We start from the raw sequence: 14,659 nt of genomic DNA, 5'->3' as shown, positions 1-14,659 counted from the left end.
GTCTTCCTTTCCAATACCCAAAAATCAAAAAACCGGTTCATATGAACCGGTTTTTTCGTATCTTAATGTTTACCTTGAACTTCCTAGCGATGTTCTACTTCGGGCTGGTCAGCCGGCGTTTTTGGCAATACTTTATACAGTAATAAGTAACCAACCACCGATGACAGTATTGAACCAAACAGAATACCTAATCGATCATCCATTTGTTCTCCGGTTTGTTCAAAAGCTAACGAACCAATAAACAAACTCATGGTGAAACCAATACCACACAAGATCGACACCCCATACAGTTGTGCCCAACTCACACTCTTAGGCAGCTTAGCCAGTCCCATTTTGATCACTAACCAGGCGAAACCAAACACACCAATTTGCTTACCAACAAACAGCCCCATTGCAATACCAATCGGTAACGGATCCAAGAATCGTTCTAATGACATTCCTCTTAAGTCAACCCCCGCATTAGCAAAAGCAAAGATAGGCACAATAACGAAGGCAACCGATGAGTGAAGATCATGCTCTAATTGACGTGCCGGTGACTGCCCGTGCTCATCCTTAAGTTTTAACGGAATAAAGAAAGCCATCACCACACCCGCTAAGGTTGCGTGTACACCTGATTTTAATACCGATACCCAAAGCACCAAACCAATCAGAATGTAAGGGGCAATTTTCACCACACCACGACGGTTTAAAATGGCTAACCCTGCAATGGCCAACCCAGCGACCACAAGCGACTCAACCGACAAATCACTGGTGTAGAAAATTGCAATAATGATGATCGCACCGATATCATCAATGATCGCCAAAGAAACTAGAAATACCTTGAGCGCAACCGGAACGCGACTTCCCAACATTGCCAGAATACCTAGAGCGAAAGCAATATCAGTAGCCGCAGGAATCGCCCAACCAGCAATAGCTTGTTCGTTCCCCCAGTTCATTCCCACATAAATAAGCGCAGGCACCAGCATACCGCCAACCGCACCTGCTGCAGGAAGAATGATCTGCTTAGGATCAGAAAGCTCTCCTTCAACAAGTTCACGTTTTAACTCTAAACCGATCAGGAAAAAGAAAACGGCCATCAAGCCATCATTGATCCAAAGAAGCAAAGGCTTATTGATTTCAAAAGCCCCAACATGAACACCCATATAGGTAGAGAGAAAAAGCTCGTAATACTGATCCAGTGGGGAATTGGCAAACACCAAAGCCACGGCAGTCGCAATGATAAGTAGTATTCCTGAAGCCGACTCCAACTTGAGAAAATCCTTTAACATGCTTTGTATCATTGAGTTTATACCCTTTTGATCGACAGAAAGAGAGTTTTATATATCATCTAATAATACATCAGAAGATTTATATTCTATATTGCTATAGACAATAAAAAAGCCAAAACGTCCGTACTATACCAGATCGACCAGCTGTCCGCTTACTTGGCGTAGTCTTTGACTCATTAAACTTGAGATTTTCCAGAGAATTTTAAACGCAAGATGTGACTGACGCTCGCTCATCTCCATGAACTTTTGTTTTGTTAATAACAAACAAATACAGGAAGAATCCGCTACTACTTCAGCCGAACGTGGTTGACCATCAATCAAACTCATTTCACCAAAGGTTTGAGGGCTTTTTACTTTCGCAATGGACTTCTTCTGATTACTTGTTGTGGACTTAACAATTTCCACTCTTCCTTCGACCAGAATAGCCATAGTCTGGTTCAGTTCGCCTTCCGCAAACAAGACCGTATTTGGCCGAACCTTATATGCCTGAATAAACTTTCCTAATGTGACCAATTCGTCCCATGACAAATCATTCCCCCAAGAAGTTTTATCCAACATTTGAGCAAGTTCATCAGGGTTTACTTGAAGACGCTCAACATTCTTCTCTTTGGGGAGCATAGTTATTCCTCAAAAACACAATAATCACCGTAAAAGCGAGTACATCGCCTTTTATTAATAATAGATAACTGCCAACAAACCTCTACACAGTTAGACAGATGTTATCAAAACAGAGGATCAGCAAGGAACCTGTTTTACAGATTAAGCTAACATCATTTTTGGCCTAGACAAGAGCCTCTGAGGTATAATTGACCTTTTATTTAATTAAGCATTCACCATGTTATCAACATCTTTACAGTGCCCGATTTGCTCTCACCCCTTGTCAATGACCTCTAAACAGCTCCATTGTGACAACAACCATACCTTTGATCAGGCTAAACAAGGCTATTTCAACCTTTTAATGTCTAACCAAAAGCGCTCTAAGCAGCCGGGTGATAACAATGAAATGGTGCTGGCAAGACAAAAATTTCTAAACACCAATATCTACCAACCAATATCAGAACACCTGAATCAAGTTTGTAATCAGCTACTCGACACCAAGAAGAATTCCATCACCAAGATACTGGATCTAGGCTGTGGCGAAGGCTATTACACTGATCGCTTGTATTCATCGCTTAAACCACCCATAGACAACAATATTGAATTGATTGGCCTGGATATATCCAAAGACGCCATTCGACATGCTGCTAAACGTAATAAAGACATTACCTGGCTCGTCGCATCGGGTGCTGATATCCCAGTAACACCACGCTCTCAAGACCTCATTACCTGCTTGTTTACTCGACTTATGCCGGAAGGCATCGCACAGGCACTATCCCATGACGGGCGACTTATCACAGTCACAACCGGTAAGAATCACTTATTGGAAATGAGAGATATTTTATATCCAAGCGTGAAAGATCAAACACTTGATCCAGCTGCATCATTAGACAGTCACTTTAAACTCACCGATCAGCACGCATGCCAGCATCAGCACACACTCAGTAGCAGAGAACAAATTCAGGATCTCCTCGCGATGACGCCACATCAATGGCGTGCCCCCGCTGAAGGAAGAGACAAGCTGCTTAGTTTAAATGAACTCACCATCACCATAGACGTTAATGTGTCTTTGTTCAGATTGAATTAGTATGGAACTTACATGATCAAAGCAAAACCACTCTTCAAGAAATTCAACACATCTGATCCCTGCCCTTGCGGTAGCAATAAAGCTTACAACCTATGTTGCGCGCCTTATATCAATGGCACGAAACGAGTAACCACAGCCAAAGCGTTAATGAAAAGCCGCTACACTGCGTATTTCCTGAAAGAAGAAGACTATCTATCAAAGACCTGGCATCCGTCGACGCGACCTAAGCAACTCAATCTCGCAGAAGACAAAACACAATGGCAACAGCTTAAAGTACTGAACAGTAAGCGTGGAAAGGTAACAGATAAGAAAGGTTGGGTAGCGTTTGCAGCCTTCTATCTTGATGAACAAGGCAGCCAAGGCGTACTGAAGGAAGAATCTCTCTTTGTGCGAGAAGCAGGCCAGTGGTACTACCACTCAGGCACTTTTATTGAGTAAGCTCGAGGGCACTGTCTAACATTCAGGCGTATAGAATGTTGAACTTAGCCCAAAACTACAGACACAAAAAAGGAGCCACTTCAGGCTCCTTTTTCATAACCAATCACAGAGTGATTAGCGAACACCAGCACGACGAAGTGCAGACGGTGTATAGTCTTTCTTCGAGCTACGGTAGTCGAAGTTATAACCTTCAGTTTCGTTAACCATACCAAAGGTATAGTAACGACCATTGTTCAGGTCATACAAAGCTTCCATTGCATACCAAGGAATCTTGACATCGTAGAACTGAGCACTGTGGGCTTCAGCAATACGCCACAACTTACCACGCGCATCGTAATGGTCTACGTAAACCACTGAATAAGAGTCTTCATCAAAGTAGAAAGTACGCTTCGCATAGATGTTACGAATACCGTCTTTCAACGTTGCCTCAACCACCCAAACACGGTGTAACTCGTAACGCGTTAGGTCTTGGTTAATATGGCCCGGCTTGATAATGTCATTCAGGCTCACAGATTTATCCATCAACTTATAGGAGTTGTATGGAATGTAGATTTCTTTCTTGCCTTTCAGCTCCCAGCTGTATTGATCTGGTGAACCATTGAACATGTCATAGTTATCTGCAGTACGCTGACCATCGGACGCAGTACCTGGTCCATCATACGCAACCTGCGGTGCACGACGAACACGACGCTGACCTGCGTTATATACCCAAGCACGGCGAGGCTCTTTTACTTGGTTAATGGTTTCTTGAACCAACAGAACATTACCACCAAGACGAGCAGGTGATTTAATAATTTGCTTGAAGTAGAACAAGCTGTTCTCTGAAGGATCACCGATAAACTTCAATTCATCAGTAAGAACGATTGGGTTGAATGAGCCGTTCGAGTTAGGAACAACTTGAGCAACGGTACGTTGAATGTCACGAGAGCGATATCGAGTTACATGGTTCCAAACCAACTCAACACCTGTTTTCGGTAATGCAAAAGGAACCGTCTCATCGTACTTATCGATACCATTACCATTGTCTACCAACTCAGCAGTAGTAGCGTTTGCTTTTGCTTTCTCATACACGAAATCCGGGTACGCAGCAGAACGGCGCGTTTGGTAAACCGGCATCTTGAAGGTTTCAGGATAGCGTTGGAACAGCGCTTTCTGGCCTTCAGTTAATTGATCTGCGTATTTTTGGTAATTCTGAGCAGTAATAACTTTTGCAGGCTCATCACTCGCAAACGGGTCAATGTACCCTTGCTCATTGTTGTAACCACCAGGCCCTTCCGTCAAGCCACCTGTCCATGCTGGAATTGTTCCTGTTGCGTTGCCCGCTTTTTCAGCGCCAATCGGCGTTAATTCTTGACCAAGCTTCGACGCTTCCTGCGGACTAACCGCAGCTACTGCAACACTTGTTGAAACAGATAATACTGCTGCAAGTATTGTTTTATATGATAAAGACATCACTTACCTTCCAGACCAATAATAAGAATTTATTGCACTCCGATCGCAATCAGGCAATTCCATCTAATGCAAGCGGGCGCCATTATACAGAAATACACGACACCCGTTCAAAAACGCATGTAACGTTTTGTAACACAGATCATAAATTCCAATAAAAAAGGGTCTGTGATTTCTCACAAACCCTTTAATAATAGTGCAATATTCGAGCAGATTATTAATCTTCAAGATTATCTAGATAACGCTCAGCGTCCAACGCTGCCATACAACCCGTACCAGCAGAAGTAATTGCCTGACGATAGATGTGATCCATAACGTCTCCAGCAGCAAACACACCTGGAATACTGGTCTGTGTCGCATTACCTTCAGAACCGCTTTGTACTTTAATATAGCCACCTTCCATATTCAGCTGACCTTCAAACAAACCAGTGTTTGGTTGGTGACCAATAGCGATGAATACACCATCTACGGCCAACTCTTCGGTTTCACCGGTTTGATTGTTACGGATTCGCACACCGGTAACACCTGCGTCGTCACCCAACACTTCATCCAGTTCTGAATACCACTTAATATTGATATTTCCGTTCTCCGCACGCTCACGAATCTTGTCCTGAAGAATCTTTTCAGAACGGAAAGAGTCACGACGGTGAATCACTGTCACTTCTGAAGCAATGTTTGAAAGATACAAGGCTTCTTCAACGGCGGTATTACCACCACCAACAACCACAACAGGCTTATTACGATAGAAGAAACCATCACAGGTAGCACATGCAGACACACCACGACCAGAGAACGCTTCTTCGCTTTCAAGGCCAAGATACTTAGCACTTGCACCGGTACAAATGATCAACGCATCACAAGTGTAAACGCCGTTATCACCTTCCAGACGGAACGGTTTCTCTTTCAAATTCGCAGTATGAATCTGATCAAAAATGATTTCAGTCTCAAAACGCTCAGCGTGTTGCTGCATGCGAGTCATCAAGTCAGGACCTTGAACACCGTCATGATCCCCCGGCCAGTTATCCACATCCGTCGTTTGAGTTAACTGACCGCCCATTTGCATCCCAGTTACCAGTACAGGATTCAAATTAGCGCGCGCAGCATATACCGCCGCCGTGTATCCCGCAGGACCAGAACCTAAGATTAGTAACTTGCAGTGCTTAACTTCGCTCATTTTTAAGGCCTATTTGTAGCATGGTAAAAATTGCCAGCTAGTGTAATCAATGTCTTTGATAAATTGTATTAAAAAGAATTAATAACTCTGATTAAAATAATTAATACCAATAAATCACGGATAACCATCTAGATTAAGGACATGGGTTACTGTTCGCGGAGTGAATTGCTTCCAGATCAGACAACACTTCATCCGACAATGTCAGCTCAATACTGCCGATGTTCTCCTTTAACTGATCCATAGTCGTCGCACCAATAATGTTAGAGGTAACAAACGGGCGACTGGTCACAAAGGATAGCGCCATCTGCACTGGTGACAGACCATGCTTCTTGGCGACATTAATATAACCTTGCGTTGCTTCTTCCGCTTGAAGACTGGTGTAACGAGTGAATCGTTCAAAGAGAGTTAACCTTGCTTTTTCTGGACGCTGACCATCCAAGTATTTCCCAGACAAAACACCAAACGCTAATGGCGAGTACGCAAGTAATCCCGCATTCTCTCGAATCGACACTTCCGCCATGCCGACTTCATAGGTTCGATTTAGCAAGTTATAAGGATTCTGAACGCTCATTACTCGAGGCAAATCAAATTGTTCTGCATGCTTCAAGAAAGACATCAACCCCCAAGGCGTTTCATTGGACAAGCCAATGTAGCGAATTTTTCCAGCCTTCACCGCCGATTCTAACGCCCGTAGGGTTTCCTCAATGGGAGTTGATTCCTCAACCTCTTGATGTTGATAACCGAGCTGGCCAAAAAAATTGGTGTTTCGATCAGGCCAGTGCAGTTGGTACAAATCGATGTAATCGGTCTGCAGACGTTTCAAGCTCTCATCGATAGCTTCTGAAATGTGCGCTTGGGTATGACGGGAGCCACCTCGAATATAGCTCAACCAATCAGCTGGCCCGGCAATTTTGGAAGCAATAACCAACTTATCTCTGTCACTGCGCTGACCAAGCCACTGCCCTATAATATGTTCGGTATCGCCCTGTGTTCCTGCCATTGGAGGCACCGGATACATTTCTGCGGTATCAATAAAATTTATGCCTTCAGCAACTGCATAGTCTAACTGTTGGAAGGCTTCTTCACGCGTATTCTGCTCACCAAAGGTCATAGTTCCTAAGCACAAGGCACTCACGTCCAAGTGGGTATTACCTAGTTTACGATATTCCATTCTGGCTCCTTCACTTTGTTAATAACCCCAGACAAGATAAAATAGGCTCAAACGCTAACATCCACAAGTGAAGCAATGTCATGTAATTGCTTCGCATTTGCCCCTTATCTCAAGCCAAAAGTATTCACTATATGTCAAAAATTACCGTTGTTTATGGATCGGTCAGAGGCAATGCCAAAGCCGTTGCTGAAGCATCCACACAATTACTCAGCACACTTGGATATGAAGCCGAGTTAATTGAAAATCCTACTGCCGAATTGCTTCAAGCGCCTGATATGGATGCCCTCTTAATTTGTACATCCACAACAGGTCAGGGAGACATTCCTCAAAACCTGGTTGGTTTGTATGTAGATATCCAAGATAAGTTCCCAATGATGACAGGAAAGAAAGCAGGTATTATCGCCATGGGCGATAGCTCTTACCCTAACTTCTGCGGCGCAGGAGAAAAGTTCGAAGAACTGATGCATGAACTTCAAAGCGCAACTGTCACACGCCTAACTATCGATGCTACAGAAACGCGAGAGCCAATGCGTGATGTGAAACCTTGGCTCACAGAGTGGGCTGAATCTCTTTAGAAAGGTCCCCCTATTCAAGACCTATCAGCCCCAACAGAAAAGGCTCCCAAATCAGGAGCCTTTTCTGTAAGTTCTAAACTAAGAAAACGTTTGAAGATAAGGATGCATTAATCCAACACGATCTTCTGCTTATTAATCAGATAACCCGCTTTCAAGTTCGCTCTCTTCGCCACCTCTGAATTAGGGAACTCACGCTGAATACGAATAAAATACTCTAGCGCTTTTTCCTGATCACCTTTTGCGTTATACGGGCTCATATACATCAAACCGATCTGGAATAATGAGCTAGCTCGTATTTGATCAGTAGAACCTTTGTTTTCGTACATTAAGGTGTACAGTAAAATTGCTTCCTGAATACGATCCGTAGTTATGGCTCTCGCTGTAAAGTCTTTCATTTCCTCATCGTGAGGAATATTCTTCGGTGGCAATTTCGGCTGTTTCTTCCAGTTCATCAAATGCTGATCAGCGGTAAGAATAACCACATTATCTTTACGCTTCTCGAGCTTCGCTAAACGAGTTTCGATTCGCTGGTTAAGAGGATCAATATTGAACTCATCTCTCGCCTTAACGAGATACTCCGCCGCTTTATTATCATCACGCCCACGGTTGTAGTGATTCATATACACCAAACCGATTTGATAAAGCGCAATGGCACGAATAGGGTCGGAGTTTTCAGGATTGTTATACCCTTCAAGATACGTTAATACCGCTTCATCCGTCTTATCCTTAGAAATCGCTTCCACAGAATACGTCAGCAAATCACTTTCTTCATGCAACGCCGCATGCGCACGTAACTCAATATTTTCTTTATTCATTGCAAACTTGTGACCGCCTAAACCAGCAACGGTCAACCCGGTACCTGGCCCAGGAAAACAAGCCTGCAGAGAGACTGCAATTAGACCTATACCCAACAAAGAAGCCGCTTTCTTAAACAAAGGGACTTTGCGCATCATGAGAGTTTCCTTTTCGATCTAGGGAACCTCGCCAAATTTACGAGCGATCATAGACGCCACACAGCCGGAGTGGAGTTGTTAAGAGGTTCCCAGGTATTTTTGTTATTATTGGAACGAACCAGTAGGCTAACCGATTACAACACGATCCATATGATTATCCCAGCGAGTATCGCCTACCTGCTGCTCTCGCTCAAGGGTTAAAACGCCATTCTTTGATGATAAACACACAATTGCGCCCTGTCCGGTACTCACGAGAAAACGGTTCTTCTCATCCAAACTGGCACCGCCTGGGTCGCCGATCCGATACTGACTCAACCAATCCCCGGTTTCCAGAGAAAACAGATGAATCGCATTCGCTCTCGGGCACGTGACTAAAACTTGTTGAAAAGACCAATTAATTTGAACACTGGCAATGTATTGATTCATCGAACGCCATACAGACTCTGGCGCTTTCAGTGCATTCAATCCAGCTTGCTTTGAATAACGATAGACTAAAGGAAACTGTTCATACTTCGGCCCTTGATATTGAGCAGCAATCACCACATCCCCGGAAGGAGAAACATCTAAGTGACGTAAACTCAACTGAGGATCTAATGGCGTATCACGATCAATAACCTTACCTGTAACCGTATCCACCAACAGTATTTCAGACTGCATGCTATCAAGGTTTAATTTCTTACGGGGAAAGTCAGGGTGCGTTTCGATCCCCCCCAAACCAATAACCGCTGTACGACCATCAGCCAAGAAGCGAAACTCATGTGGCCCAATGCCTTGGAGATCGATTTCAGCTTCGATCTTTTCAAGTGCAGAACCTGAACGCGCGACCAATAACGATCGACCGCTTTTGAAATCGTTTTCGGTAAACCACACCCAATTACGAGCATCTACGCCTGCGTGACCGTAAAAATGTCGACCTGCAGGCGCTTGTACTTCTATCACTTGATGATTCACGAGATCGAGCACGATGGCCTGATCACCAGGACGACGAGCAACAAAAATGAGCTGATTATTGGATAAAGAGTCATCCGAACCATTTAGTTTACGGGATACAGCACTATGATACCGTCGACTGACGCGCACTCGTTGTAACCACTCTTGCTCGTCTAACCCATAAGCGCCTATATAATGCTGTCCTTGATGATCATCAAAAGCTGATATCAAAAGATTCGTGTGTTTTGGCCCTTTCTGAAAGGAACGTTCAGGCATCGTATAAGATGCATTTACCAAAGCAGGCGTGCAAGCCATCGCGGCCAGCAGTTTTATAAAGGCACGGCGATCATTCATACTATTAATCACCGTCGTTGGCATTAAAGCCCAATACAAACCCTGTCAACGGGGTTACTTGATTTCTAAGTAACTCGTAAAACCCACGAACTTCTGCGTCAAAAGCCTTTAGCTGTTCACGTCCGGCATCGTTCTTAAGCATCTCTTTCAGAGGTTGCTCAAACGACGATAGGCGCTGAATTAACTGATCAAAACCAAGGATCACTTGTTTATCCAACGCTTTATTCTGTGAAGCGACAACCGCCTGGTATCCCGCTTGATAAACACGTTTCAGCGTCGTGAGACCACGTGTAATATTTTCAAATGAGTGCAAGCTTCTCCAGGATTCAGCCGCCGTGGGCTTGGCTTTTTTAGCGTGAGGATTCAGCGGGCCTTCCAGTTTGCGTAACTGAATAAATTCCAACTCCGAAATCAAAGCATTCCACACAATAGACGCAGCAGAGGCAGATTCCTTTGTACGATCCAGCATGTCCACACCTTGATAGTAAGGCGTAATCACTTTGTCCGTTTGCCAACCCGCGTTAAGTGACTCAATGGTCTTGTGACTTGCCTTCACCGCTTCGATCAATACTCGGCAGCGATTCGTAGCCGTTTCGTCCTGATAATGCGCTAAGGTACCACCTGAACCACTGAACAATAGATACTCACTGCCTGTAAGTCCTCGCACTGAAACACCAGCATGAACTACATCTTGAGCTGTCACCTCAGGCAAAGCCAGCAACGCCTGAACTTTCTTGTGCGTTATCCCTTTGCGAATAGGCCAAATCTGAATATCGAAACGCGCACTGGTTGTGGAAACAGGGCCAAAATGAATCCAGCTTACATCCATCCACGCCAAAATCGCTTCACGCCATGCCTGCTGTGCAGTCTCATAGGTAGCCTGTTTCGGCTCCGCACAAAATGCCTGGCTTTGTGCTTCCAGACGACCAAATGCAACCTCTAAGCTTTGATACCCTGGTTGAATCACCCCTTTAGTCACCGACTCTACCGACGACCTCCAATCCTGAGCATAAGCACTACCACTCAAAGAAAAGAATAAAACACAGCTTGAAGCGAGTAACTTTTTAATATTGAGCATTTGGCACCTTTAACATTTACTAACTGGCGAATATTTACTGCCTAACCAACCATTACCGTCCAACGGACACGCTTTGAAAAACGCGCATTCTCTTAAGCAAGCCTTACAGAGAATTTAGGAACTCAACCAGGTGAGCGCGCTCCTGTTTAGACATTTTCAGTACAGATTGCTTACTTTGCTCTGCTTCACCGCCATGCCACAACACTGCTTCCATAACATTTCGAGCACGACCGTCATGTAAAAATTCAGTATGACCGTTTACCTTTTCAGTCATACCAATACCCCACAGTGGTGGTGTTCTCCACTCATTACCTTGCGCCAAAAATTCAGTATGACCACCATCACTCAAGTCTTCCCCCATATCGTGTAATAACATATCGGTGTAAGGGAAAATCACCTGATTTCTAAGATGCTTGTCTATATTCGTTGCGGCAGACGTTTTATACGCTGGGGTATGACAGCTCTGACAACCTGCATCAAAGAATAAAGCCTTACCTTTTAATACGTTGGGAGAATCTGCATCTCGGCGAACAGGAACTGCAAGATTTTGACTGTAAAACGTCACTGCATCCAAAATCTGATCACTGACTTCTGGTTCACCATTGCGACTCCCCGTGGTTGCTTTAAGACAGTCTTCTTGCGCTGACGTACAATTCTCATTAGGGAATAACGAAGTGGATAGCCCCATATCACCATTAAAGGCACCAGCACCTTGCTGCTCTAGAGATGGCTGACCGGCTTTCCAGCCAAAACGTCCCAATACCAAGTCACCCGTTCGAGCATCCACCACCCAGTTAGCCTTCCCCGAAATGCCGTCTTTATTTGTATCCTCTAGGTCTTGCAGAGACATAATGTCTTTAGCATCAATAGCTTCTAATAGACCTAATCCGATCATTGGTGGCGCTACACGAGGTGACATCTTAGTGTCTGGATGTAAATCGCCATAAGCCAATTTTTCTAGCTTAAAGGCTGGCTTACGAAGCGAAACTTCTTCACCATCAGCGAAGCTGATCTTAACCTCTTTCCAAGTTACTGCGATGCGTCCTTCCGGTTTTACACCAAAAACTGACTGGTCCTGAAATTGCCCGCCGTAGTTCGGTTCAGCAATAGACGCCATCTTTCCAGCGTCAAGCAAAGTCTGATGCTCTTGATTCTGAGGGAGTATACTCAAACGAATCAACATCGAATCAGCCCGATCAGAAGCATCGGTTGGTGCATGACCGCGACCATCCTTGATATGGCAACTCTGACATGCGTTCACGTTAAACAGAGACCCCAAACCATCACGCGCATCGGTTGATGCAGGCGCTACTACCCACGGATTTTTGAAAAAACTATTACCTACTTTGAAGTCAGCGCGCAGAGAGCCTCTTAATTGAGTAGATGGCTTAGAAAACGCATCATGGGTCATAGTCGTAGTTGAGTTATCCCCACCTTGCTGAATCTCTCGGTTATCAAAGCCCGGACCGACCTTCAGAATTTCCGAATACCCCATAGAGGAAGCCAACACCAATGCCGTTCCCACTATCAGCTTCTTACCGCTCTTCATACCAACCACCTTAATACCAGCTAATGCGTACTTAAAAATCAGGCTTTCAGCCTTACTTTTTGTAGTGTTTTTAAATTGCGCGAATAGTACACCCAACAATACCTCAAATCAAAATCATTATTATTTTCAATTAAATAAAAAAGGAGAAGCTGATATACATCAACCTCTCCCTTTATAGCGCACTATTTAACTGGATGTTTTAGCTAAACCATCCAGTTTTATAAGTAGCTTACAGCTCAGTGATACCAATTTTCTTAGCAGCACCTTCGGTTGCTTCTGTTACTTGAAGCAAGCTGTCGATAGACTTCTGAACGATTTGATTACCTGCTTTGTTACTTGGAGAAATCAATTGATCAAATGCCTGAGGATTAGCTTTATCTTCCGCCGATGTAACAAGACCTTCTACCGCTAGACGTGCCGTTTCGATCTTTGCTTCCAACTGGCTAGCTGCGGCTTCATCTGCTGCTGCGATCAACGCATTTACAGACGGCCCTTCAACAACATCACCGTTCACACGAACGTAACGACCAAGATACACATTCTGGATACCTTTGATGTTGTAGTAATGTGAGTAATGGGTGTTATCACTGAAGCAATCATGCTCGTCTTCAGGATCATTCGCTACCAAAGCAACGCGCATACGCTCACCAGCCAACTCACCACCAGCCAATTCACCAATACCCATTAACATTTTCTTAATGCCTTCTTGGCCTTCAGCAACTAGAGTAGCGCGATAGTTCCCATCTTTTGCAGAATCCCACTCAGCCACCATAGTTTCCAAATCACTAACCAGCATTTCCATAGAAGTCGTTAGGTATTGGCCACGACGAACACAAATAGCGGCATCTGCCGCTGCGTTGCCACTGGTGCAGCCTTCGCCATTGACATAGTCGGTGTAAGAACGATTACCTGCACCGGCATTCGTACCGTTCAAGTCTTGACCCCATAACAAGAATTCAACGGCATGATAACCGCGAGAAACATTGGCTTCACCACCACGAAGTTCATGGAGACTGGCAATCAAAGACGCATTGATTTCAGCTGTATCTACCTTGCCATCATTATCGATGTCCAGATTTGGATTAGTAACAACTGAGTAAACCGCCGACTGATCTATTTCTTCACCTTCTTCAAGATTTGCAGAGTTACGGTTGTAGTTAGAGGCAACATAATCAATCAAACCTTCATCCAAAGGCCATGCGTTCAAGTCACCTTCCCAGTCATCAACTACTGCATTACCAAAACGGTAAACTTCACTTTGCTGATAAGGAACTCGAGCAGCCTTCCAAGCAGCCTTCGCGTTTTGAAGGGTTTCTTCTGACGGATTAGCAATCAACGCATCGGTTGCCACTTTAAGCGCCTTTGCAGTCTCAAGAGAGTCACTGTAAACAGCGAATGCGATGTCAGAGTAATTCTGTAATACGGTATCTTCGGATACATTCGTTGTTGGCGTATTAGAACAGCCTGTTAATCCAGCCAGCGCAATGCTTGCACCCAGCAAAAGCGATTTATTCATTTTCTAACCTCAGGTAGTAACTTCTATGAAATATTTTTTTAATCAGTAGCCTAATAGGAAAGAATTCCCTACTATTAATACTTACTATTAGCTAATAATACTCATTCCTATTTAAATTATCATCTTGTATTTTTACAGGTAAAGCTTTTGTTGCCAGATGAACTACCCAAGCGCATTTCATTAAGCCGTTAACAATAAAGTTGAGATCAATTGATTATCGCCTTTCAACACTTTTGGCAGAAACCGACAAACAGCTCTTCCCACACTTAAACCAAGTTCTTATACTTTTTCATTAATTACTTGATTTTATTTGGCTATTTCTATACTAATCCTTCTTATTGAACACTTTATCGGAAGATCTATCAGAAACTGTTCTACAGTTATTATTCGTGTTAAAAAACAGAGAAGACGGATAGGAAGCCCTACGATCGAACTCAAAAACCTGTTTGGCTACTAACTAAGCCAATAATTTTTGAATGATGACCACTGAAGGTCCACCAAAACAAGAAGCCATGCTGTG

Annotated in this window: 13 protein-coding genes; 3 read left to right on the top strand and 10 right to left on the bottom strand. The window is 44.0% G+C overall.

Going from position 1 to position 14,659, the window contains the following annotated elements:
- Window positions 1-83: 83 nt before the first annotated feature.
- Both nhaA and ACFOEK_RS00770 read right to left on the bottom strand, forming a co-directional pair.
- Window positions 84-1,280 carry a Na+/H+ antiporter NhaA gene (gene nhaA, locus ACFOEK_RS00775; RefSeq protein ID WP_386714697.1) on the bottom strand — a complete coding sequence of 399 codons (1,197 nt, stop codon included), beginning with the start codon at window positions 1,278-1,280 and terminating at the stop codon, window positions 84-86.
- A gap of 114 nt (window positions 1,281-1,394) precedes the next feature.
- Window positions 1,395-1,886: a Crp/Fnr family transcriptional regulator gene (locus ACFOEK_RS00770; protein WP_386714694.1), complete on the bottom strand. Its 492-nt coding sequence runs from the start codon at window positions 1,884-1,886 to the stop codon at window positions 1,395-1,397.
- 217 nt (window positions 1,887-2,103) lie between these two features.
- On the opposite strand from ACFOEK_RS00770, the gene ACFOEK_RS00765 reads away from it, so the two are divergent.
- Both ACFOEK_RS00765 and ACFOEK_RS00760 read left to right on the top strand, forming a co-directional pair.
- Entirely contained in the window at window positions 2,104-2,952 is an 849-nt protein-coding gene (locus ACFOEK_RS00765) for a putative RNA methyltransferase (RefSeq protein ID WP_386714691.1), read from the top strand.
- Between the two features lie 12 nt (window positions 2,953-2,964).
- On the top strand, window positions 2,965-3,390 hold the full coding sequence (locus tag ACFOEK_RS00760) for a YchJ family protein (RefSeq protein WP_386714688.1): 426 nt from the start codon (window positions 2,965-2,967) through the stop codon (window positions 3,388-3,390).
- Between the two features lie 114 nt (window positions 3,391-3,504).
- Here ACFOEK_RS00760 and ACFOEK_RS00755 read toward each other — a convergent pair whose 3' ends face one another.
- The 3 genes from ACFOEK_RS00755 to ACFOEK_RS00745 all read right to left on the bottom strand — a co-directional run bounded on the left by ACFOEK_RS00755 (window position 3,505) and on the right by ACFOEK_RS00745 (window position 7,184).
- Complete coding sequence (locus tag ACFOEK_RS00755; protein WP_386714685.1) at window positions 3,505-4,842, bottom strand: DUF1329 domain-containing protein; 1,338 nt, start codon at window positions 4,840-4,842, stop codon at window positions 3,505-3,507.
- 214 nt (window positions 4,843-5,056) lie between these two features.
- Complete coding sequence (gene trxB, locus ACFOEK_RS00750) at window positions 5,057-6,013, bottom strand: thioredoxin-disulfide reductase (RefSeq protein ID WP_386714682.1); 957 nt, start codon at window positions 6,011-6,013, stop codon at window positions 5,057-5,059.
- Window positions 6,014-6,146: 133 nt separating this feature from the next.
- A complete protein-coding gene (locus tag ACFOEK_RS00745) occupies window positions 6,147-7,184 on the bottom strand; it encodes an NADP(H)-dependent aldo-keto reductase (protein ID WP_386714679.1) in 1,038 nt (345 codons plus the stop codon).
- Window positions 7,185-7,315: 131 nt separating this feature from the next.
- Between ACFOEK_RS00745 and ACFOEK_RS00740 the strand changes: the two genes are divergently transcribed.
- Window positions 7,316-7,759, top strand: a complete 444-nt coding sequence (locus ACFOEK_RS00740; RefSeq protein WP_386714676.1) for a flavodoxin domain-containing protein — start codon at window positions 7,316-7,318, stop codon at window positions 7,757-7,759.
- A 107-nt stretch (window positions 7,760-7,866) separates the two neighbouring features.
- Here the strand turns inward: ACFOEK_RS00740 and ACFOEK_RS00735 are convergent, their stop codons facing one another.
- The 5 genes from ACFOEK_RS00735 to ACFOEK_RS00715 form a co-directional block, all read right to left on the bottom strand.
- Entirely contained in the window at window positions 7,867-8,712 is an 846-nt protein-coding gene (locus tag ACFOEK_RS00735) for a tetratricopeptide repeat protein (RefSeq protein ID WP_386714673.1), read from the bottom strand.
- Between the two features lie 126 nt (window positions 8,713-8,838).
- Window positions 8,839-9,996 carry a DUF1513 domain-containing protein gene (locus tag ACFOEK_RS00730; protein WP_386714670.1) on the bottom strand — a complete coding sequence of 386 codons (1,158 nt, stop codon included), beginning with the start codon at window positions 9,994-9,996 and terminating at the stop codon, window positions 8,839-8,841.
- Window positions 9,997-10,000: 4 nt separating this feature from the next.
- On the bottom strand, window positions 10,001-11,074 hold the full coding sequence (locus ACFOEK_RS00725; protein ID WP_386714667.1) for an imelysin family protein: 1,074 nt from the start codon (window positions 11,072-11,074) through the stop codon (window positions 10,001-10,003).
- A 103-nt stretch (window positions 11,075-11,177) separates the two neighbouring features.
- Window positions 11,178-12,623, bottom strand: a complete 1,446-nt coding sequence (locus ACFOEK_RS00720) for a di-heme oxidoreductase family protein (RefSeq protein ID WP_386714664.1) — start codon at window positions 12,621-12,623, stop codon at window positions 11,178-11,180.
- Between the two features lie 229 nt (window positions 12,624-12,852).
- Window positions 12,853-14,139, bottom strand: coding sequence for an imelysin family protein (locus ACFOEK_RS00715; RefSeq protein WP_386714661.1), 1,287 nt, complete (start codon window positions 14,137-14,139; stop codon window positions 12,853-12,855).
- Between the last annotated feature and the right edge of the window lie 520 nt (window positions 14,140-14,659).

The organism is Litoribrevibacter euphylliae, assembly GCF_042646085.1.
In the GTDB taxonomy this organism is placed as follows: Bacteria; Pseudomonadota; Gammaproteobacteria; order Pseudomonadales; family Litoribrevibacteraceae; genus Litoribrevibacter; species Litoribrevibacter euphylliae.
Note: the sequence above shows the minus strand (reverse complement) of the source record. Positions and strands in the feature narration are given on the sequence as shown.

Bases quoted from the DNA above. Each gene is read 5' to 3' on its own strand.
- ACFOEK_RS00735 (WP_386714673.1), bottom strand. From the start codon at position 8,712: ATGATGCGCAAAGTCCCTTTGTTTAAGAAAGCGGCTTCTTTGTTGGGT.
- nhaA (WP_386714697.1), bottom strand. From the start codon at position 1,280: ATGATACAAAGCATGTTAAAGGATTTTCTCAAGTTGGAGTCGGCTTCA.
- ACFOEK_RS00725 (WP_386714667.1), bottom strand. From the start codon at position 11,074: ATGCTCAATATTAAAAAGTTACTCGCTTCAAGCTGTGTTTTATTCTTT.
- ACFOEK_RS00770 (WP_386714694.1), bottom strand. From the start codon at position 1,886: ATGCTCCCCAAAGAGAAGAATGTTGAGCGTCTTCAAGTAAACCCTGAT.
- ACFOEK_RS00760 (WP_386714688.1), top strand. From the start codon at position 2,965: ATGATCAAAGCAAAACCACTCTTCAAGAAATTCAACACATCTGATCCC.
- ACFOEK_RS00730 (WP_386714670.1), bottom strand. From the start codon at position 9,996: ATGAATGATCGCCGTGCCTTTATAAAACTGCTGGCCGCGATGGCTTGC.
- trxB (WP_386714682.1), bottom strand. From the start codon at position 6,013: ATGAGCGAAGTTAAGCACTGCAAGTTACTAATCTTAGGTTCTGGTCCT.
- ACFOEK_RS00740 (WP_386714676.1), top strand. From the start codon at position 7,316: ATGTCAAAAATTACCGTTGTTTATGGATCGGTCAGAGGCAATGCCAAA.
- ACFOEK_RS00715 (WP_386714661.1), bottom strand. From the start codon at position 14,139: ATGAATAAATCGCTTTTGCTGGGTGCAAGCATTGCGCTGGCTGGATTA.
- ACFOEK_RS00745 (WP_386714679.1), bottom strand. From the start codon at position 7,184: ATGGAATATCGTAAACTAGGTAATACCCACTTGGACGTGAGTGCCTTG.
- ACFOEK_RS00765 (WP_386714691.1), top strand. From the start codon at position 2,104: ATGTTATCAACATCTTTACAGTGCCCGATTTGCTCTCACCCCTTGTCA.
- ACFOEK_RS00720 (WP_386714664.1), bottom strand. From the start codon at position 12,623: ATGAAGAGCGGTAAGAAGCTGATAGTGGGAACGGCATTGGTGTTGGCT.
- ACFOEK_RS00755 (WP_386714685.1), bottom strand. From the start codon at position 4,842: ATGTCTTTATCATATAAAACAATACTTGCAGCAGTATTATCTGTTTCA.